The sequence below is a fragment of the Candidatus Latescibacterota bacterium genome (genome assembly GCA_019038625.1).
In the GTDB taxonomy this organism is placed as follows: Bacteria; Krumholzibacteriota; Krumholzibacteriia; order Krumholzibacteriales; family Krumholzibacteriaceae; genus JAGLYV01.
Genome location: JAHOYU010000047.1, coordinates 1 through 18592, shown reverse-complemented (window position 1 = coordinate 18592; position 18592 = coordinate 1). Strand labels below are relative to the sequence as shown.

Genomic DNA, 18592 nt, shown 5'->3' with positions numbered 1-18592 from the left:
GGACGTCTCATCTGACTCCGAACAGGCGAGACAGTGACCGCCAGCGTCCACCGTACCAATTGAAAGGTGTCAAGGATGCATAAAAACGGGAGTAGAACTTGTAAAAAGGCCGGAAAGCCGCTATACTTATTGTGTGGCTGCGGGTGTTTTGCGCCCCGGTCACCCAAGATCAAGAATACGCCCCGTTCAAAACAACCCCTGAAGGGAGTGAGTGTCATGACACGCAAGCTAATGCTCTTCCTTCTAGCTGTCATTTTGATTCCGTTCAGCGTTTCAAACGCATCACCCGTGGAAATAACAAGGACGGTCTCGCAACCGGCACAATACGCCCGGAGCGATATCGAACTGTCTCTGCGCCTCATAGGTGGAAAGGGTTCTGTATTACAGCCCGGCAGGGATATAAACCTCACTTTCCAGACCGAACGGGATGCCTATGTCGTGATCTACAACATCGACAGCGAGGGACTTGTGCAACTTCTTTATCCTGCTGATGGCGTTTTGACCAGGACAAGGAAGGGAAAAGTCCATTTCCTTCCCGAAAAGGGCAAGGGAATAAAATGGGAGGTCTCCGGCAAGACGGGTATAGAGTATATCCATGCCGTCGCCGTGACTGATGGCGACCGCATCAACGTTGACGAGCTGAAGTTCCTGGCCAAAAACGGCCATCAGCTCAGGGATGATCAACTGAGAGTGGATATGGACCCCTTTCTAGCTTTCAACCTCCTCGACGAAAATATTATCCGTGACGCCGACGCTGTGCCCATTTCGACCGATTACACATATTTCTACATCAACCGCAAGGTGGACTATCCGAGATACCTCTGCGACAAATGTCATGGAGATGGGAATATAGCGGATCCGTACGCCATGGAGTGCCCGGAGATCTACATCGAGCAGATGATGTACGATGAAGACGACCTTCATTACCCCTATCCAACTCTTTACGCCGTAAACCATGTCGATGATGCCGATAAAGAGGCGGAGGACGAGGAATATTATTCTTCGAACTACTATGCCGACAATGTGACCAGCGGCTGGGACGATGAAGATTATTACGACGACTCGGATTCGAAGGTATATCTGTCGGTGTATTATACGGACTACGACTACCCCTACAGATTCAACTATCCCGCATACAGAAGCTGGTACTACACCAACTACGATCCGTGGTACTGGGATATCGGCTATTCGGGATTCTCTTTCCACTGGGACAGCTACTATTATCACCACTGGCCTTACCAGTCGTGGTATGCGCATGATTACTACAGGTACAATTGGGGATGTGTCTACGGGTATTACAATCCGTATTATTACAGCTCATGGCACCATCCCGGAGGTTACCACTCCTGGTACCACGGCTACCACGACCAGGATTTCTACCGCAATTCAAGGTCGATATATGCCAACAGGTCTTTTACCAAGCGCGCCATCAATTATACTTCGTCCTCGGTCAGAACGACGAGAGACAGGACTATAAGGGACAGCAGGCTCGGCGAGACGAAGCTGGCAAGCCGTAACGCCAGAATCGCCAAAACGGCCAGGACGGTCAGAAATGACAGAGGAAACTATTCCCGCGGCGCAACACCGGCATCCGGAAATTCGTTGACTGGGTCACGGTCAAGGTACAAAGACCGCCAGAGTGTTCCATCAAGAGTGATTTACGGTGGCAATTCCAGGACAGGCACGACCAGGACCAGGGATATCGACAGGCCGACCTCCGACAGGGGGTCCAGGACGATCGACAGGACCCGTTCCGGTACACGCTCTACCGGCAGTTCCACGCGCAGCAAGGTGTGGAGAAGCAAGCGATCTACGGAAAGAGAGTCGTCGACAGGGAGCCGGAGCGGCACTACTGAAAGAAAGTCGAGGACTGTGAATCGTTCCAGAACAAGCGAGAGATCGTCTTCCGACAGGAAAGCATCGGAAAGAACGACGACGCGAAAGAGCTCCACGACCAGGAAGAGTTCTCCCGTGAAAAAAAATTCCTCGTCAAGAAAAAGTCCTTCGAGCAGTTCGGTACGGAAGAGTTCTTCCTCGAGGTCGACTTCGAGTTCGTCGAGCAGTCGGAGTTCTTCCAGCCGTTCGTCCGGAAAGAGTTCGAAAAGCAGCTCCAGCAGGGGCAAAAAACGATAGGCTTTATGAAATAGTCGCGGACTCAGGGTTCGCGCAGATGGTACTGATTCCGAAGACGATAATGAGATAAAGGGGGGACTCAAGTCCTCCCTTTTTTATTCCCTGAATGGGTCAATCATGAACCGGTATCTCGACCATCCTGCAGTATTTACAAGCACTACACTCTCGGAACGATCGATAGTCCCGCTTCGAATCAGAGAACGGAGCCCTGCCAGGGTGGCTGCTCCCTCCGGAGAGGGGAACAGGCCGGTCAATGTGGTCATCTCCCCTGCCGCCCGCATAATCTCCTGATCCTCGACCGCCACCGCCACCCCAGCAGTATCCCGCAGGGCTTCCAATATCTGCCTGTCCGCCCTCGAACCCGGCACCCTTATACCTGCGGCTATAGTCTCGGGAGAACCCCATGGCTTCACTATATCTTCCCCGTTCTCGAAGGCTTTCACTACAGGGGCGCATCCGCTCGACTGCACGACGACCATCGCGGGCCTCTTGCCTTTGAGCCAACCCAGCTGTTCCAGTTCCCGGTAGGCTTTCCAGATAGCGACGATACCCGTTCCTCCACCTGTAGGGAAGATTATCCAGTCGGGACTTTTATGACCCAGCTGCGCTTCCAGTTCATAGGCTATCGTCTTCTTTCCCTCGACCCTGCATGGTTCCCTGAAAGTACTCAGGACGATCCCGTCTGAACCTTCGAGATCTTCTTCCATCTTCTTCGCCGCATCAGGCAATATCCCCTCGACAATGACGACTTCTGCCCCGTATGCCCTGCATTCTTCAGCGACTCCGTCAGGAGTGACAGAAGGGATATATATCTTCGTCGCGATCCCGGCACACGCACCGTAAGCTGAAAGGGCAAGCCCCGCATTGCCTGCGGACGGCACACAGGCTGCCTTCGCCCCTAGATCGAGGACCCTGGTGACTGCGGCGGCCATCCCCCGGGCCTTGAACGATCCTGTCGGGTTCGCCGATTCATCCTTGATAAAGAGACTCTCAATGCCTGTCTCCTTCTCGAGTCGTTCCACCCGAAGTAACGGCGTATTTCCCTCACCGAGCGACAATTCCCTTGTGAATGGTGGAAGAAGCGGCCTGAACCTCCATATTCCCGGACCGCAGGCATAAAACTCATCCCTTGTGATACTCGATGCGATCAGCGGCAGGTCATACCTGCCGAGTAACGGGCCATGGCAGGATGGACATTCGCCCGCTATAGAATTACCTGGTATATCCCTCTCGCAATTTCCACATCTGTATCCTTCGAAAAATCTCAACATCGACCTCCGAATTGTTTTCAAATCGAACCTGATATAAGTTATCCTGCACCTGCGTCGTAATGTCAACTGAACTGATAATCCGTTATGTACTGGCAAAGACAAAACAGGATAGTGACAGGCGGGTTTCCCGCTGTCGAGATCATGGCTCCCGAACTGATGGTCCGGTTCGCGTCGCGCATCGGTGGATCGAGCGATCCGCCTTTTGACGCCCTGAATCTGGGATCGGGAACTGGTGATGACGAAAAGGCCGTCCTGTCGAATAGAAAGGCCTTCCTGGATCACTGCGGCATCGCCCCGGAAAAAATCGCGCTCTGTGGGCAGATCCATAGCGACAAAATCGCCATTACCAGCGATGGTGGATTCTTTCCCCGCACAGACGGCCTGATAACGACATCGCCGGATGTGGCACTCGGGATCAATACGGCAGACTGTTTCCCGATAATCATCTATTCACCACCAGAAAGAGTACTCGCGGCCCTCCATGCCGGACGCGAAGGCGCAAGAAAAGGAATAATCGGATCGGCTTTCGAGATCCTGACCGACCGTTTTGGAGTTGACCCGGCTGCCGCTGTCGCATTGACCGGTCCGGGTATCTGTGGCAGATGTTACAAGGTGGATGAAGCTATCGCCCGCGACTTTCCCGAGGAAACGGTGAGATCTATCGAAGGCTCCCCGCACCTCGATCTCCGAGCCTTCCTTGAGATGGAACTCTCTGGCGCGGGGATAAGGAAACAGTCAATAATACATTCGAACGTCTGTACCTGCTGCGACAGCGAACGATGTTATTCATACAGGCGTGATGGCGGGATTACGGGACGGCACTGGACGATAGCTATGATACGTGATCATGGATGATCAGGACGGGCATTGACTTGTGAGCAGCCACTGATTATTCTCGAATAGTGGCCATTAAGGGGAAAGGGCGGGATGGAAAAGATAGAAAACGGTGAGATCAGACCATTCATGGTGATGGAAGTCCTGGAGAGGGCTATCGAACTCGAAAAAGAAGGCCGGTCCATTATTCATATGGAGATCGGCGAACCGGATTTCCCGACCCCTCCCGGAATCATCAGAGCAGCCGAATCCTCACTCCATGCCGGAGACACTCATTACACTGACAGCCGCGGGATCCTCGAATTGAGAGAGGCGATCGCAACATATTACGGAAACGGCTACGACATAGATATATCACCCGGACAGGTACTCGTGACCATGGGCGTCTCTCCCGCACTCCTGCTTGTCATGTCTACATTCATCGAACATCCGGGTGACGAGATCATCCTGGGCGATCCCTGTTATCCGTGCTATCCCAACTTCATCAGGTATCTTGGAGGAGTGCCGAGATTTGTCACCACCCGGGAAGAAGATGGTTTTCAACTTCGCGCTGAAGATGTTGAAAAAGTGGTCTGTGCCAGGACAAAAGGGATCATGGTCAATTCACCCGCCAATCCGACAGGAACACTTATCGGCGCGGCGGAATTCGAATCGATCTGCGGCATCGGCCCCCCTGTGATAAGCGATGAGATATATCATGGTCTGGTCTATGGAGAGAAGGAACGTTCCGCTCTTGAGTTTTCGCCCGACAGCTATGTACTGAACGGTTTTTCAAAGCTGTTCGCGATGACGGGCTGGCGCCTCGGATACATGATAGTTCCTGAAAAGGCCCTTCGTTCACTGCAGATACTTCAGCAGAACTTCTTTATATCCCCGGGTTCTTTCGTGCAGGCAGCCGGTATCGAAGCATTGAGAGGTACCCATCCGGAGATTCCGGCTATGGTCAAGATGTACGACGAAAGGAGACGCTACCTCCTTGAAGCGCTGCCCGGCCTCGGACTCGAATACACTATCGAACCCAGGGGCGCATTCTATATCTTCGTCAACGCTTCCCACCTGGGCAGGGACTCCTACAAGCTGGCTTTCGATATCCTCGACAAGGTGGGAGTAGCACTCACCCCCGGAATAGATTTCGGCGAACGCGGAGAGGGACACCTGCGGATCTCATACGCGAATTCGCTCGATAATATCAGGGAAGGCATCAGACGTCTTGGAGAATATATTAGTGGGACAATTAACAAAGGAGAGTAAGGATGAGATTATTTTTCACACTTCTGATCATTGCCATATCGTTCGCGGTTCCGGCAGAGGCCCTCGCCGACTCTTCCCCGATAGGCTTCTCGGCCAAGGCCGGAATAGGATCAGCTTATTACTCGATGGGCGAGCTCGACGACCAGATGGGACAGTTGCGTCAGTTTTATGACGGCGATCTCACATCGGTGGATAATGGCTTCCAGGTATACCTCGAAGGCAGGGTCTGGTTCTTCGACAAGTTTGCGGCCATTATCGGATATGAGCATTACTGGATGGATACCACTATGGACGCCGGAGATTTCAACCTGATCTACAAATCGCCGGCTAACGTTCTGGTGCTTGGAGGAGCTGTAAACATCTTCAGATTCCCCGAACTGCTCGACATCAACATGGGTGGCCGGGGTTCATTCTCCAAGACGACGTTCGAGACAAACGAACTGACGGAGGATAGCAGGCTCGATGAGTACAAGAAAAATTCGTATGGCTGGGATATATTCGCAGAGGTGAACGCAAGTTTCCTTCGTCCGGTAGAAATCGGGTTCATGCTCGGATACCGGCACCTCAAAGTCGACGGTTTCGAAGACAAATTCGGCGATCCGGCGATCTTCAGCAATAGTGATGAGGATGTGGTCATGGATTTCAGTGGGATGTACTATTACCTCACTGCTGGGATACGCATCTGGTAGAGTGTTGACACAGAGTTGTAAATACCTTAACTTACCGTCCTCGATGAAAAGGATGGTGCTGACACATGAGGATATCAAAACAAATCAGAAAATCGGCTGTCCTGCTCGATATGAAGGCCGCCGACAAACAGGAGGCCCTTGCCGAGATGGTCGACCTTCTCTGCGACGCGTACAAGCTCAAGGAAAAGGATACGATCCTCGACGCGATCAGGGAGAGAGAAAAGAAGCAGAGTACCGGCATCGGAGTGGGACTCGCCGTACCTCATGCCAAGACACCGGCAGTCGGAAAGTTGTTTACCGCTTTTGGGCTGTCACGTAAGGGAATCGATTTTGAGTCGATCGACGGAGAAGACGCCAACCTCTTTTTCATCCTTGTATCGCCACGCGATGTATCGGGTCCCCATATCAAAGCGCTTGCCGGGATATCCCGCCTGATAAAACATGAGGAAGTCCGGAACTCTCTGCTCGAATGCAGAAGTGAAAAGGAATTCATGGAATTGATATCAAAAGCCGAGGAAAAATTTCTGTAGAGGTGGAGCCGTTCCGTCTGGAGGGCACTTTGAAAATCGGAAAATACATGAAAAAGGATTTCAGGGCTGTGCGCCCCGAGACGCCCATGCGCGAGGTGGCCAAACTATTCTTCGAATCCCGGGAACCGGTCCTTCCCGTTGTCGATGAGGATGGCAAGCTAAGAGGAATCATCACGATAGACGATTTTATCCTCATCTTCCTTCCCGAATATCTCGACCTGGTCCGCGACATCGACTTCATCCAGAATTTCGGCGCGCTGGAGAATAATTCCTTCTCCCTGGAAGAGAGTCTCTTCGTTGCAGAGGACCTGATGCAGGAAGACGTCAAGGTCATGGAGATAAACGACAGCGTCCTGAAAGCTGGAGCGATCCTTCACAGGCAGGGCATCCCGAGGATCCCGGTAGTCGATGAGGGACGCCTCGCAGGAATGATAGGCCAGACTGAGATCTGCCGGGCGATATACGATATGGAAGGTCAAGATTGACAGCTCACACGATCACAGCGCTCCTCGTTTTCATACTCGCTTATATCCTTATCATTTCAGAAAAGATACACAGGACAAAGATCGCCCTCATGGGAGGAGTGCTGATAGTCCTTCTACATATACTGCCCCAGTCGGAGGCCTTCGATGCGATCGACTTCAATACGCTGGGACTGCTTACAGGCATGATGCTTCTGATAAGCGTGGTCAAGGAAACAGGCGTATTCACCTATATAGCGATCGTGATCACAAAAAAGACAGGCGGAGACGGATGGAAGATACTACTGTGGTTTTCACTTTTTACGGCAATAGCTTCCGCCCTGCTTGACAATGTCACGACAGTCCTTCTCATTGCGCCGATCACTATACTGATCGCCGAGATGCTCGATATATCTCCTTTCCCCTTCCTCGTCGCCGAGATCCTTGCCGCGAATATCGGAGGGACAGCCACGCTGATCGGTGATCCCCCCAATATCCTGATAGGAAGCGCTACAGATTATTCTTTCATGGATTTCCTCATCCATCTGGGACCCGTATCACTTATCGTCCTCGTAGTGACCCTCGCTATTTTGAAAATAATATTTCGCAAACAACTCAAGACCAATTTCTCCGATATGGAAAAAGTGATCGAGGGGATGGATGAGACAAAAGTCATAAAGGATCATACTCTTCTGCGACGCAGCCTGATCGTTCTCGGGCTGACAATGGTCGGCTTTATCCTCCATGACTTCCTCGGCCTGAAACCGGCGACTGTGGCCCTTGCCGGCGGTGGGATCCTGCTGATATGGAGTGGGACCGATATCGAGAAAAGGCTTGAGGAGATCGAGTGGACGACTATCTTCTTTTTCATGGGTCTTTTTGTCATGGTGGGAGGACTTGACAAGGTCGGAGTCCTCGAGTGGATGGCCAGCGGAGTGCTGTCTCTCAGCGATAACCCCGCCGTACTCTGTTTATCGATACTGGTCATCTCAGCGATCGCGTCAGCGTTTCTCGACAACATACCTTTCGTCGCAGCAATGATCCCGCTTCTGACGAGGATCAGCATGTCGCTCTACCCGAACACGGTAGGCCTGGACGAGGCCGCCTACCACATCTATCTCATGAATCAATCAATGCCCCTGTGGTGGAGCCTCGCTCTTGGAGCATGCCTGGGTGGGAACGGAACAATAGTGGGAGCCTCGGCTAATGTCGTTATTGCCGGATTCAGCGAAAAGACCAGGAGCCCGCTGAATTTCCGGAACTACTTCAGATATGGATTCCCGCTTATGCTCGTGTCAGTGATAATCTCAGCAATATATATCGTCGTCAGATATCTTTGAGGCAGATTAGAAATCGACAGTCTCACTGATCTCATACCGTCCCTTGTCGTTTCTTCTGACTCTGCATCCGGAAATGACCGGATCATGTTCGAAAAAGAGGATCCAGTCTTCATCAGCAGCCCTTGCCAGCAATCTCTTCTTCTCGGCCAGTGTCGACAGAGGGAAATGGTCGTAGGCCATGATGTATGGCAGATTGACATGTGAGGCTAAGGGTATAAGGTCACCGCAGTACATCACCGTTCCATCGGAGGTCTCGATCAGAACGACCTGGTGTCCGGGTGTATGCCCGTCAGTCGGAACCACTCTCACTCCCGGAAAGATGACCTTCTCACCCTCTACGAGGTCAAGCATTCCCGCTTCTTCTATCCCGACAAAGTTTTCCAGAAAGAAGCTCGCCCTGTCCTTCTCGTTTGGCTCGAGTGCGGCATCCCACTGTCTTTTCTGGACATGATGGATTGCGCCGGGAAAAGTCAGCCTTATCTTCTCATCCTCGCCGTAGAAGGTATAGCCCCCGGCATGATCGAAATGAAGATGCGTGGCGATCGCGTCGGTGACCGAATCCGGATCTATCCTTTCGGAAAGGAATGACTCCCTGAGCCCCCGACTTTCGATCTCATAGTTGCTGAGCATCTTATCCCCCAGCTTCGTCCCCGCGCCACTGTCTATGACAAATCTCCTGCCATTCGATTCTCCGTACAGCAGCCTCATGTGCATCGATATCCGATTGTTCTCATCGGCAGGATCAGTCTTCTGCCAGAGCACCTTCGGGACCACACCGAACATCGCTCCCCCATCGAGACGAAACTTCCCAGCCTCAATCGCCCTCAGCTCGAATCCCCCCAGCTTGATCATTCATCCTCCACTACGACTGCCGTCCCGTATACAAGCAGTTCAGCCGCTCCATCCATCATTGCGGAAGTGGTGAACCTCGTGGCCAGTACCGCGTTAGCGCCAAACGACTCGGCCTCTTCAGTGAGTCTGTCCAGGGCCTGTTCCCGTGATTCGGCGATCATCTTCGTATACTCGACGATCTCACCCCCCGCTATATTGCGGAGAGCCGCCATGATGTCTTTCCCGATGTTTCTGGCTCTGATCGTGTTCCCTTTAACAAGGCCAATCACCTTGACTATCTTCTTACCGTCAATCTCATCCGTAGTCACTATCAACATATTACACCTCTCAGGATACCCCGCTCGGATTCAGCGGGTGTTAACGGACTATATCCTTGTATCTGTCCGATTTCTTCTGGTGAAACCTTTCCCTTATCACAGATATCAACAGAGTTATCAGCCCTGCCAGGAGAACTAACATGACGCCAGTCCCAAACGTGAGCTTTCCGATTTCTCTGAACATCATTATTAATAAGTACAGCACAGCGACTGACGCCCCTGCTATGATCACGATCCAGGCTGTCTTTCTCTCGAATCTCCTGTAGATCGACTTCCAGTATCCTTCCATGAAAGAGTCGACCGGGTCCTTGATCTTCATCCGGCCGGTAAAGGCATCGAGCCTTCCCATTTCTTCCATCATCGTGCGACAGGTGCCACATTCAGTCAGATGTTTCTCGAATTCGGCTATCTCATCGGCCGTCATCTCATGGTCGAGATAACGCATTCCATCGGATTCCATCCTGTTACAGCTCATCGCGCATCATCCCCTTCGACGCGGAGACGGTCCTTTAAAACATCATAGAGAGCCTTCCTGGCATAAAAGAGTCTGGACATCACGGTTCCCTGGGAGATACCAAGTACTTCGGATATCTCCCGATAGGCCAGATCCTGAAAATTCCTCAAAACTATTATTTCACGATGTTCCGGAGAAAGTGTGAAAAGAGCATTCCATAGCGCTTCGGAATCCTCTTTTCGGATCATCGCTCTTTCCGGCGATTCGATACCACTGTCCTTCTCGATCAGCACATCCATCGATATCTCTCCGCGCTTTGACCTGCTTCGGATAAAGTTCAGACATCTGTTACGAAGGATCCTGTAGAACCAGGGGAAAAACGGCCTTTCATCGTCAAAACTCTTCTTCGCCCTGTGAGCGGCTATGAAGGCTTCCTGCGAAAGGTCTTTTGCGTCCTCCGCGTTTCCGACAAGGCTCAGTGCGACCGAATACGCGCGAGTCATAGTAATATTCACAATCTCCTCAAATGCATCGGAACTACCATTCTTCCAAGCCAGTAGAGTCTCTTTTTTTATGTCTGTCGAAACATTCGACATGGTCTCACCCCTGATACATTCAAGAATCCCGATTTATTCAAAATAAAACACCCTGAAAAGGGTGTTTTAAATATAGCGTTAAATTGTCGCTGAATTAAAGAAAAATCTCTACTCAATGCCTTCAAAGTCTCAGAGACGGTCTATGTCGATACCTCCATTTGTCGTACGCACGTTGATATAGCCATCACCGTCACCGATCACTCCTTTGAGCTTTCTCTTTTTTCTGTACGACACATCCTTGAGTCTGAAATCGAGTCTGACTCTCCCGTTCATTGTACGGGCATCCAGCACAGCTCCCGTATCGTCCGGCAGATTCAGATCTACACTCCCGTTAACCGTCTTTACATTCAATTCGCCTCCGATAGGAAATCTCTTCAGATCACAATCGATCCCCCCGTTGACGGTCGAAATATCACCCGCTCCTCCCTCCAGGTCCAGATCGATTCCCCCATTTACCGTCTTGACCAGGAAGATCCCCTCGACATCTTCTACGGTGATCCTTCCGTTGACCGATTCCAGTTCGAAGTGAGTCCGGTACGGAACTTTTACATGATAGCTGATATTGATCGACTCCCTGTTTCCACCCAGCAAGCCGAAAAAACTGCCAGAGTTCATCTTCGGCAGGTCCGCCCTTACAAAGACCTCATGCCGGTCCGCATCCACTTCGAAATCTATCTTCTTGAATATCCTTTCGGCCTTCGTCCTGCTGGACGCTCTGATCGTTATCTCGGCCATCACCCATATTTCGTCCCTGTCCCAGCCTTCGACTTCGATTCGACCGTTTACATTCTTCAGGATGAATTCGGGATCCTTGCCTATATCGAAAGATCTTTCCCACTCTGTTTCCAGCTTGTACGCGAAAACCTGTTGAGGAACGATTACCGCGAGAATGAGAATAAATCCCAGAAATATTGCCGACCTGTTCATGACCGTACCCCCAGAGTTCGAAAACCAGTAATACACCGCATATCTGATAAACGTATCCTGGCATCTGTTTGTTTCACGGATTTCCATTCCCACGGCGAGTCACAACTATCGAAACGGATCTTTTTTCTCTCAATCCGAGATATTCCCACGCGCTTCCCATATTGACAGCAAGTTCGAGATAACCCCAACTATTGATTACCGCCATCAATCTTCCGGAAACCTCCTGACCGTAATATTCCTTTATCCCTTCGACGGTCCTCCCGCCAATGACTACTTTCAACCTGGCTCCAGTGGAATCGGCAAAGACCGAATCAAGGGCTTCCCTGCTGATATCGGTGATGATATTTCCAAACGAATCTATATAGGCTATCCTGCCTCTTATCTCTAAACCATCCTTTATGACAGGTTCGGATCGAGGCATGGTGGTGATGGTCGAAAGCCCGGGACCTATGGATGACGGATCCACTCCAAGCGAGATGTGGGCGGCTACAGGCGCGAACAGGTCCCGGCCGAGAAATGTGCTGCCTTTCCCGGCCAGCGTATATTCATCCGAGGTGACCTGATGAACATGGAGTGATCTGTTGTCCTCGAAAACCGGAGTAAATATTCCATTATCGGGGCCGACGAAATAATGTTTATCCGTCTCTATAATGAGATTCTTCCTCTCCCCTCCCACCCCGGGATCGATGACACATACGAAAACAGAACCCACAGGGAAATATCTGTAACTGTTTCCAAGAATGAAAGATCCTTCACGCACGTCCTGGGACGAGACGTTATGGCAGAGGTCCACGATCCTCGCCTGGGGCGCAATAGACAGAATAACGCCTTTCATCACGCCGATATACCAGCTCGAACTGCCGAAATCCGTAAGAAGGACTATAATAGAAGAAGGATTCATGAACGACCTACCCTCGAATCATCCACAGAAAAGACCCCGGAGACTAAGCGGGAAAAAGTTTACAGACCAAGACTACATTGAGAAACCGATCGTGTCAAATTGTATGTGAATGAGATATCTGCGAAACATAAGGGACTTCAGCGTATCCCCTGTCATGCGGCTGACCCGGTACGGCCTGAGACTTCAGACCAGATTCAGGATCTCTCCCGCCATCTCTATTTTTTCAAAAATGGAATTCTGAAATTGTTCGATAAATTGATCGTCGATATCGAACAGGTCAAAGAGACGCTTCGAAGCGTCGCCCTTTTTAAAATCTCCGGGGAAACCGTATTCGATATCCCGCACTACTCCATCGGCGAGTTGAATGACAGCGACTTCAAGAAGGAACGCATCATCGATGTCATCCGGCGTCTTGTGGTGATCCCCTATTATCCTTGTCAGGGGTCTCGAAAATGACCAGTGCCTGGCAAACAATTCCCCGACCATCGTGTGATCGGTGCCGGTCACACGTTCTTCCGCCTCTCTGATGAACAGGTCAGCCCTGGCAGCCAACGAAAGTACTTCAGCGTATTTCTCGGGCAACAGGAGATTCATCGCAAATTTCCCGATATCGTGGAGAATGCCTGCACAGAAACACAGCTCCCTGTCGACGCCCTGCACTTTTCCAGCGAACTCCCTTGCGGCCACTCCCGTCCCCACACTATGTCTCCAGAACTCCTTGAGGGGGAAATATTTATTCGTGCTATCGAGTTTTTTAAGCATCGACGTGACCGATACAGCGATCACAAGATTTCTGACCGCATCGAATCCGACGTTCACAATAGCGCTCTTGACACTCCCGATTTCTGAAGGAGTGTGATAAAAAGGAGAATTTGCGAGCCTGATGACCTTGGCAGCAAGCGTTTGATCCAGGGCTATCACTTTTTCGATATCAGAGGATGAACTATCCGGCGATTCCAGGATCGTCCATATCTTCATCATAGTACTCGGAAGAGTGGGCAGATCGGAAATCCTGGTTATCATCTCTTCGAAGCGAAGATCCTCATCCTCGCTTGCTTGTAAATCACTTACTTCTTCAGTAGTGATCCCGTTTTTTACACTGGTTGTCAATCTGCAGCTCCAACCCTACATAAAGGTGGTCAATTCCTGATCCAGAGCACTGTTGGTCATCTCGATCATCTTCTCCAGATCATCTTCCGCTACACCCAGTCTCATGGTCGAGATCTCGGATGAGAGTTCCAGCCCGGGTTCCTTGATAAAACCAAGCCCCAGCTTATGGCATATCATGTTGGCCAAATCGATGAAATATATCAGCTGGCTGTCGAGATTCGTCTCAGCCGTCACCTCATGATGATAACGCACAGCATTCTCGAACTCCTCGGGCAGTTTCCACTTTTTCATCAACATCGCTCCGACCTCAGCATGGGTGAACTCGAGTAATTCCATCTCTACCTCGGCAAAATGTCGGCCTGTGTTGTATACTTCCTCGACTATACTGTCGAAGACATCGGGTAGCTTCTGAAGGATCACGAGCTTGCCGATATCATGGAGTAACCCTCCCATAAAAGCCTTCTCGATCATAGCCGGCCGTACCTTCTGGGCGACTATCCGCGCCGTCATCGCCGCAGCGACGGAATGCTCCCACATCAACTTGTCCTTCAACCCGAGGATCTTTCCTCTTCTTGTGAATTCGTAAAGATTCTTTGTAGCGGCCATGATCGAAAGGCTCCTGATGGAGTTGAACCCGAGCATCACGATCGCGTCTGTCAGGGTCTCGATCCTTCGGCTGCACGCGTAGAGAGCAGAGTTCGCAATTTTCATGATCTGGCCAGCAAGGCCCTGATCCTTGGAAATGATCTCCTGAAGTATATGAGCGTCGGTGGATGAATCATTCACTACATCCATCACCCGTCTGGCCACGTATGGCATCGGCGGGAGATCTCCCGTCAGCATTATCAGTTTATCTATCGATACTTTCTGTACCATATAGTCCTGCAACTTCCAGGACCGTACCTGGCGGGTACGGTCAGTTTCTGTTACCCCCGGCATGCAGATAGAGCTTCAACATCTCCCTGTCAATACTGAGTACACCGGCTATTGTTTCTTCGTCATCGCCCTGAGCCATCATCTCCCTTATCCTCCCGGAGAGATCGTGTATGGGTCCGGACCTGCCCCCCGACCCCATTGAAATAGATACTTCCTGTTCGAGAAGTCTCCCACAGAGCTCCACGCACGACCCAACGGATGATTCGATCCTGTCCAGGACAGTCCCCATACGTTGAGCCATTTCAGGAAACTCGTCCGGTACTGTCACCGCGGTCGACATGTAACTGCTGACGACGGCTGGCTGAGGCGTATAATCAGTTCTTATCTTATCCTTCTTCCTGCCGGCCCTCCGCTTCCTGAAAACCAGATATCCGGGCCAGATAGATATCAGAAAGGCTGCCCCTGCGGATATGATCAACGCGTAGGTAAAAGACAATGATTCTATAAAATCCATAACCACACTCCGTTTCGACAGTTTTCGGCAGAATCCCTCATATCTTGAGCAGTCATTGCTCAGGCTCTCCTGTCGACAAGATGATCATCGTCGGGATCAGGAAGGTGTTTTTTATTCTTCTCACCTTCATCATCACGTTTTTTCTTTCTCTTTTTCTCCCTGTCCTCTTTATTTGATGGGACAGTATGATGGGCCGGGTACAGGCTGTCGGCCGGATGTATCTTCTCAGTCATCTCCTGACTCTCCCGCTGTGACCAGGCCGATCACGTCAACCATCCTCTTGCTCATCACTACTCTCCTTGACGACATTTTTGGTAGATGAAGGCATATATACGGCAGCCGTATTCCACAGGGCCGCAAGAGCAGCTCCCATAAAATAGAATACGATAAATGTCACACTGGTCCTCTTGATGAATTCCATAAGAGGAACATTCTGAAAGACGCTTACGATCCCCGTTGTCAACGTGGCGCCGAAAGCTATCATGTTGAAAAAAGATTTCATTATCTTTCAAGCCTGGTCAGGAGCCAATGGTTTCCATCTCCGGAATATTCTCTTGCCGGGACTCCCGGGTCCATTCCCGGTCCTCTTCATTATTGTTTTCGGATATTTGAGTCGCATTATTGAGAGTTTTTCTTCTTTCGATCGCCCGGGCGGCATCCACACAACTTTCGATCAGAGACAACAGCCTGCTTTTCGTGGCTATACTCAGCCCACTGTCCAGATCGGGCATTTCGTTGATCAGGGAAAACGAAAGGAGTCTCTCCGCCAGAAGATCAAGGAAAGCTACACTGTCACCCTGGAGGTCAAGTTTCGTCAAAATACAAAAATCGCATGATAAAGCCTCGAACAACTCGAGCTCTTTCCTGATCCTGATATTCGATACTCCCATATCAAACACGAAGTGGGATGTGATGGGATCCATCTTCGATATCAGGGACTGGAACCTGTCCGTGGCAAGTTCTCTGACCGTGTGAGCACATGGAGTATCGATCAGCACAGTATCGCTTCCTGTCCTGGAATCGATTATGTTCTTGAGTTCCATGAGGTTGTAAACAGCTATGGCACCCACTCCAAGAGTATTGGAAACGACCTTCAATCGCTCAGCCTCTCCGGAATGTCTCGGAAAAAGGTTGATGATAGTGACTTTCCTTCCCGAACCCGTCAGCATTCCGGCCAGCTTGATAATGAGACTGGTCTTTCCCGTTCCACCTGCTCCATAAAAGATATGGACACCCGATATTTCATCCCACGTAGACACATCCGCTACCTTGAGATGCTGTCCGAGATGTTCGAGGGCAGCATCCACACCGTCACCACTGAATCTCCGGCCTGTATTGATAAACGACTCGCCGATTATTCTCACGGTGTCCCGCGAGGCCCCACCATTGATGAGTGCCGTATGGAGAGGATAAGTCGAATCACCGGAAACCAGCATCGACAATCTCTCCTCGAGCATCATCATCGTTTTGTCGAGACGTCCCATCCTCTCAATCTGTCTTTCGAGTGATTCGATACCGTCTGGCTTCGAACTGACAGGACTCGACAGACTGCCGGTGTGGTTCAGGGTCTCCACGGAAGTTCGTACTCCGGCTTGTCCGGTATCGTCACCCTCAATTATCAACTCGTACATAGTCTCAAATCCGAGGCCATGCTCTTTTTTTCTTCTGACTTCTCTGGTCTCCAGAATAAGAGCATCTTCCCCGAATCTTTCAATCGCCTTCTTCATAGCCGCTTCAGGCGACCTGTCCACTACCCTGCATTCTTTCTGTTTCATTGATCTTCACCATCCCTACGGATCTTACGTTGACATCCCTCGATATTTCCGCATACGACAGCGTCACGAGGAAGGGAAACGTCGGTTCGATGAACCTGTGAAAAGCAAGCCGGATCATCGACGAACAGAGGATGACCGGCTGGAGTCCCATAGCGCTTACACGATCGACTTCCTCACGGACTGAAGAGAGCACGCTCTTTGTAAACCCGGGATCGAGACTGAGTATCCTTGACTCGGACGAGGCCTCGACGGCCCTGCCCATGATTTCTTCTACTTCCGGATGAATCACTACGACTGGAAGAGCACCCTCTCCGTCCAGATAGTTACTGATGATCGAACGTCCCAGGGCTTCTCTTATCCGCTCCGATATATAATCGATATCCCTGGTCTGCGGCAGGTAGTAGGCGATCGATTCCAGTATGGTGATCATATCCTTGATCGAGACTCTTTCCCTCAGCAGGTTGGAGAGGACCTGCTGGAGAAAAGCGTATGTCAACTGGTCCGGGAACAGGTCTTCCACGACCGCCGGAGCATAGGTCCTGACCTTTTCGACCAGGTCCCTCACATCCTGACGTGTCATTATTTCATCAGCATACTTGTGTATTATCTCGTTCAGATGTGTCGCTATCACAGCGCTGGGCTCTACGACGGTATATCCGTTGACCTCCGCCTTGTCGACATCCTCTTTCCTTATCCAGAGAGCAGGCATATTGAACGCAGGCTCCCTGGTCTCTATACCTTCGATACTCCCATCGAGCGGACCCGACCGGATTGCGAGACACCTTTCAATCTGAATTATGCCATCGGCAATATCGACGCCCTTCAGTTTGATCCTGTACTGGTTCTGCTTGAGCTGAAGATTGTCCCTGATCCTTATCGGGGAGACATGCAATCCAAGATCGACCGCAGCCTGTTTTCTGATATTCGTGACTCGCTTCAGGAAATCCCCGCCCATATCCTCGTTTACGAGGGGAATAAGACCATATCCTATCTCGATCTCCAGCCTGTCCACATAGTAGAGGTTGTCCTGTTCGACAGGATCCACATCATCCTCGACCACAGGCTCCTCGACCACTTCTTTCGCCTTTGCGGCGGCGCGGCGACGCATGGTAATGAAGATCACAAAAAACAGGCTGCCAAGCAGAAGAAATGGTAATTTGGGAAGTCCCGGGACCATTCCCATGCCAAGAAGCGTTATCGATACGATCATCATGACCCTGGGATAACTGAATACCTGGTTGGAGATATCCTCCCCGAAATCCCTCTTGCTGGCTGCCCTGGTAACGATCATGCCGGCTCCGGTGGAAACAATAAGCGCGGGAATCTGGGTCACGAGGCCATCTCCCACCGTCAACATCGTATATGTCATCGCAGCATCTCCCAGGCTCAGCTTGCGTTGAGCTATACCTATGATCAACCCACCGATAATATTGATCAGGGTGATGATGATACCGGCGATAGCGTCTCCCCGCACAAACTTGCTCGAACCGTCCATCGCGCCGTAAAAATCTGCTTCCCTGGAGATCTTGTCTCTTCGATCCCTGGCTTCGTCTTCGTTGATCAGCCCCGAATTGAGATCCGCGTCGATGCTCATCTGCTTCCCCGGCATGGCGTCAAGAGTGAATCTCGCAGCCACCTCAGCGATCCTGCCGGCGCCCTTGGTGATCACAATGAACTGGATCACGATGATGATCAGAAATATCACCAGACCGATCACATAATTACCCTGCACAACGAAGTTGCATAAGTAGGATATCACTT

At 50.9% G+C, this 18592-nt stretch carries 21 protein-coding genes; 7 read left to right on the top strand and 14 right to left on the bottom strand.

The features are described 5' to 3' along the window. The first annotated feature begins 216 nt into the window (after positions 1 to 216). On the top strand, positions 217 to 2133 hold the full coding sequence (locus KOO63_03405; protein MBU8920887.1) for a DUF4384 domain-containing protein: 1917 nt from the start codon (positions 217 to 219) through the stop codon (positions 2131 to 2133). A 95-nt stretch (positions 2134 to 2228) separates the two neighbouring features. Here KOO63_03405 and KOO63_03400 read toward each other — a convergent pair whose 3' ends face one another. Beyond that, a complete protein-coding gene (locus KOO63_03400) occupies positions 2229 to 3404 on the bottom strand; it encodes a threonine synthase (protein ID MBU8920886.1) in 1176 nt (391 codons plus the stop codon). A gap of 84 nt (positions 3405 to 3488) precedes the next feature. Here KOO63_03400 and KOO63_03395 point away from each other — a divergent pair, with 84 nt between their 5' ends. The 6 genes from KOO63_03395 (at position 3489) to KOO63_03370 (ending at position 8509) form a co-directional block, all read left to right on the top strand. Continuing rightward, on the top strand, positions 3489 to 4259 hold the full coding sequence (locus KOO63_03395; GenBank protein ID MBU8920885.1) for a polyphenol oxidase family protein: 771 nt from the start codon (positions 3489 to 3491) through the stop codon (positions 4257 to 4259). 72 nt (positions 4260 to 4331) lie between these two features. Continuing rightward, on the top strand, positions 4332 to 5489 hold the full coding sequence (locus KOO63_03390) for a pyridoxal phosphate-dependent aminotransferase (GenBank protein ID MBU8920884.1): 1158 nt from the start codon (positions 4332 to 4334) through the stop codon (positions 5487 to 5489). Between the two features lie 2 nt (positions 5490 to 5491). Beyond that, positions 5492 to 6178, top strand: coding sequence for a hypothetical protein (locus tag KOO63_03385; protein MBU8920883.1), 687 nt, complete (start codon positions 5492 to 5494; stop codon positions 6176 to 6178). Between the two features lie 65 nt (positions 6179 to 6243). Next, a complete protein-coding gene (locus KOO63_03380; GenBank protein ID MBU8920882.1) occupies positions 6244 to 6708 on the top strand; it encodes a PTS sugar transporter subunit IIA in 465 nt (154 codons plus the stop codon). Positions 6709 to 6737: 29 nt separating this feature from the next. Beyond that, positions 6738 to 7193 (top strand): CBS domain-containing protein, encoded by a 456-nt coding sequence (locus KOO63_03375; GenBank protein ID MBU8920881.1) that lies wholly within the window; start codon positions 6738 to 6740, stop codon positions 7191 to 7193. Further along, complete coding sequence (locus tag KOO63_03370; GenBank protein MBU8920880.1) at positions 7190 to 8509, top strand: ArsB/NhaD family transporter; 1320 nt, start codon at positions 7190 to 7192, stop codon at positions 8507 to 8509. Before KOO63_03375 ends, KOO63_03370 begins: the two co-directional genes overlap by 4 nt. Positions 8510 to 8515: 6 nt before the next feature. Here the strand turns inward: KOO63_03370 and KOO63_03365 are convergent, their stop codons facing one another. From KOO63_03365 to KOO63_03305, 13 genes are all read right to left on the bottom strand, one after another. Further along, positions 8516 to 9361, bottom strand: a complete 846-nt coding sequence (locus KOO63_03365; protein ID MBU8920879.1) for an MBL fold metallo-hydrolase — start codon at positions 9359 to 9361, stop codon at positions 8516 to 8518. Beyond that, positions 9358 to 9678 (bottom strand): YbjQ family protein, encoded by a 321-nt coding sequence (locus tag KOO63_03360; GenBank protein ID MBU8920878.1) that lies wholly within the window; start codon positions 9676 to 9678, stop codon positions 9358 to 9360. Before KOO63_03360 ends, KOO63_03365 begins: the two co-directional genes overlap by 4 nt. A gap of 40 nt (positions 9679 to 9718) precedes the next feature. Beyond that, entirely contained in the window at positions 9719 to 10153 is a 435-nt protein-coding gene (locus KOO63_03355) for a zf-HC2 domain-containing protein (protein MBU8920877.1), read from the bottom strand. Further along, on the bottom strand, positions 10150 to 10728 hold the full coding sequence (locus tag KOO63_03350; GenBank protein MBU8920876.1) for an RNA polymerase sigma factor: 579 nt from the start codon (positions 10726 to 10728) through the stop codon (positions 10150 to 10152). Before KOO63_03350 ends, KOO63_03355 begins: the two co-directional genes overlap by 4 nt. A 129-nt stretch (positions 10729 to 10857) precedes the next feature. Further along, positions 10858 to 11655, bottom strand: coding sequence for a DUF4097 family beta strand repeat protein (locus tag KOO63_03345; protein MBU8920875.1), 798 nt, complete (start codon positions 11653 to 11655; stop codon positions 10858 to 10860). Positions 11656 to 11728: 73 nt separating this feature from the next. Beyond that, the gene (locus KOO63_03340; protein MBU8920874.1) at positions 11729 to 12556 is read right to left on the bottom strand and encodes an SAM-dependent chlorinase/fluorinase; all 828 of its coding nucleotides are present in this window, start codon (positions 12554 to 12556) and stop codon (positions 11729 to 11731) included. A gap of 183 nt (positions 12557 to 12739) precedes the next feature. Further along, entirely contained in the window at positions 12740 to 13666 is a 927-nt protein-coding gene (locus tag KOO63_03335; protein MBU8920873.1) for an HDOD domain-containing protein, read from the bottom strand. Between the two features lie 15 nt (positions 13667 to 13681). Continuing rightward, the gene (locus tag KOO63_03330; protein ID MBU8920872.1) at positions 13682 to 14542 is read right to left on the bottom strand and encodes an HDOD domain-containing protein; all 861 of its coding nucleotides are present in this window, start codon (positions 14540 to 14542) and stop codon (positions 13682 to 13684) included. Positions 14543 to 14582: 40 nt separating this feature from the next. Then, on the bottom strand, positions 14583 to 15056 hold the full coding sequence (locus KOO63_03325; GenBank protein MBU8920871.1) for a hypothetical protein: 474 nt from the start codon (positions 15054 to 15056) through the stop codon (positions 14583 to 14585). A gap of 59 nt (positions 15057 to 15115) precedes the next feature. Next, positions 15116 to 15289: a hypothetical protein gene (locus KOO63_03320; GenBank protein ID MBU8920870.1), complete on the bottom strand. Its 174-nt coding sequence runs from the start codon at positions 15287 to 15289 to the stop codon at positions 15116 to 15118. 35 nt (positions 15290 to 15324) lie between these two features. Then, positions 15325 to 15558 (bottom strand): hypothetical protein, encoded by a 234-nt coding sequence (locus KOO63_03315; GenBank protein MBU8920869.1) that lies wholly within the window; start codon positions 15556 to 15558, stop codon positions 15325 to 15327. Between the two features lie 16 nt (positions 15559 to 15574). Next, complete coding sequence (locus KOO63_03310) at positions 15575 to 16831, bottom strand: hypothetical protein (protein ID MBU8920868.1); 1257 nt, start codon at positions 16829 to 16831, stop codon at positions 15575 to 15577. Continuing rightward, the coding region (locus KOO63_03305; protein ID MBU8920867.1) for a flagellar biosynthesis protein FlhA at positions 16791 to 18592 on the bottom strand (1802 nt) is incomplete at its 5' end. The genes KOO63_03305 and KOO63_03310, both read right to left, overlap by 41 nt.

What these genes read in the sequence shown, in the direction of transcription:
- KOO63_03405 (MBU8920887.1), top strand. Translation starts at nt 217, where the DNA reads ATGACACGCAAGCTAATGCTCTTCCTTCTAGCTGTCATTTTGATTCCG.
- KOO63_03400 (MBU8920886.1), bottom strand. Translation starts at nt 3,404, where the DNA reads ATGTTGAGATTTTTCGAAGGATACAGATGTGGAAATTGCGAGAGGGAT.
- KOO63_03395 (MBU8920885.1), top strand. Translation starts at nt 3,489, where the DNA reads ATGTACTGGCAAAGACAAAACAGGATAGTGACAGGCGGGTTTCCCGCT.
- KOO63_03390 (MBU8920884.1), top strand. Translation starts at nt 4,332, where the DNA reads ATGGAAAAGATAGAAAACGGTGAGATCAGACCATTCATGGTGATGGAA.
- KOO63_03385 (MBU8920883.1), top strand. Translation starts at nt 5,492, where the DNA reads ATGAGATTATTTTTCACACTTCTGATCATTGCCATATCGTTCGCGGTT.
- KOO63_03380 (MBU8920882.1), top strand. Translation starts at nt 6,244, where the DNA reads ATGAGGATATCAAAACAAATCAGAAAATCGGCTGTCCTGCTCGATATG.
- KOO63_03365 (MBU8920879.1), bottom strand. Translation starts at nt 9,361, where the DNA reads ATGATCAAGCTGGGGGGATTCGAGCTGAGGGCGATTGAGGCTGGGAAG.
- KOO63_03360 (MBU8920878.1), bottom strand. Translation starts at nt 9,678, where the DNA reads ATGTTGATAGTGACTACGGATGAGATTGACGGTAAGAAGATAGTCAAG.
- KOO63_03355 (MBU8920877.1), bottom strand. Translation starts at nt 10,153, where the DNA reads ATGAGCTGTAACAGGATGGAATCCGATGGAATGCGTTATCTCGACCAT.
- KOO63_03350 (MBU8920876.1), bottom strand. Translation starts at nt 10,728, where the DNA reads ATGTCGAATGTTTCGACAGACATAAAAAAAGAGACTCTACTGGCTTGG.
- KOO63_03345 (MBU8920875.1), bottom strand. Translation starts at nt 11,655, where the DNA reads ATGAACAGGTCGGCAATATTTCTGGGATTTATTCTCATTCTCGCGGTA.
- KOO63_03340 (MBU8920874.1), bottom strand. Translation starts at nt 12,556, where the DNA reads ATGAATCCTTCTTCTATTATAGTCCTTCTTACGGATTTCGGCAGTTCG.
- KOO63_03330 (MBU8920872.1), bottom strand. Translation starts at nt 14,542, where the DNA reads ATGGTACAGAAAGTATCGATAGATAAACTGATAATGCTGACGGGAGAT.
- KOO63_03325 (MBU8920871.1), bottom strand. Translation starts at nt 15,056, where the DNA reads ATGGATTTTATAGAATCATTGTCTTTTACCTACGCGTTGATCATATCC.
- KOO63_03320 (MBU8920870.1), bottom strand. Translation starts at nt 15,289, where the DNA reads ATGACTGAGAAGATACATCCGGCCGACAGCCTGTACCCGGCCCATCAT.
- KOO63_03315 (MBU8920869.1), bottom strand. Translation starts at nt 15,558, where the DNA reads ATGAAATCTTTTTTCAACATGATAGCTTTCGGCGCCACGTTGACAACG.
- KOO63_03310 (MBU8920868.1), bottom strand. Translation starts at nt 16,831, where the DNA reads ATGAAACAGAAAGAATGCAGGGTAGTGGACAGGTCGCCTGAAGCGGCT.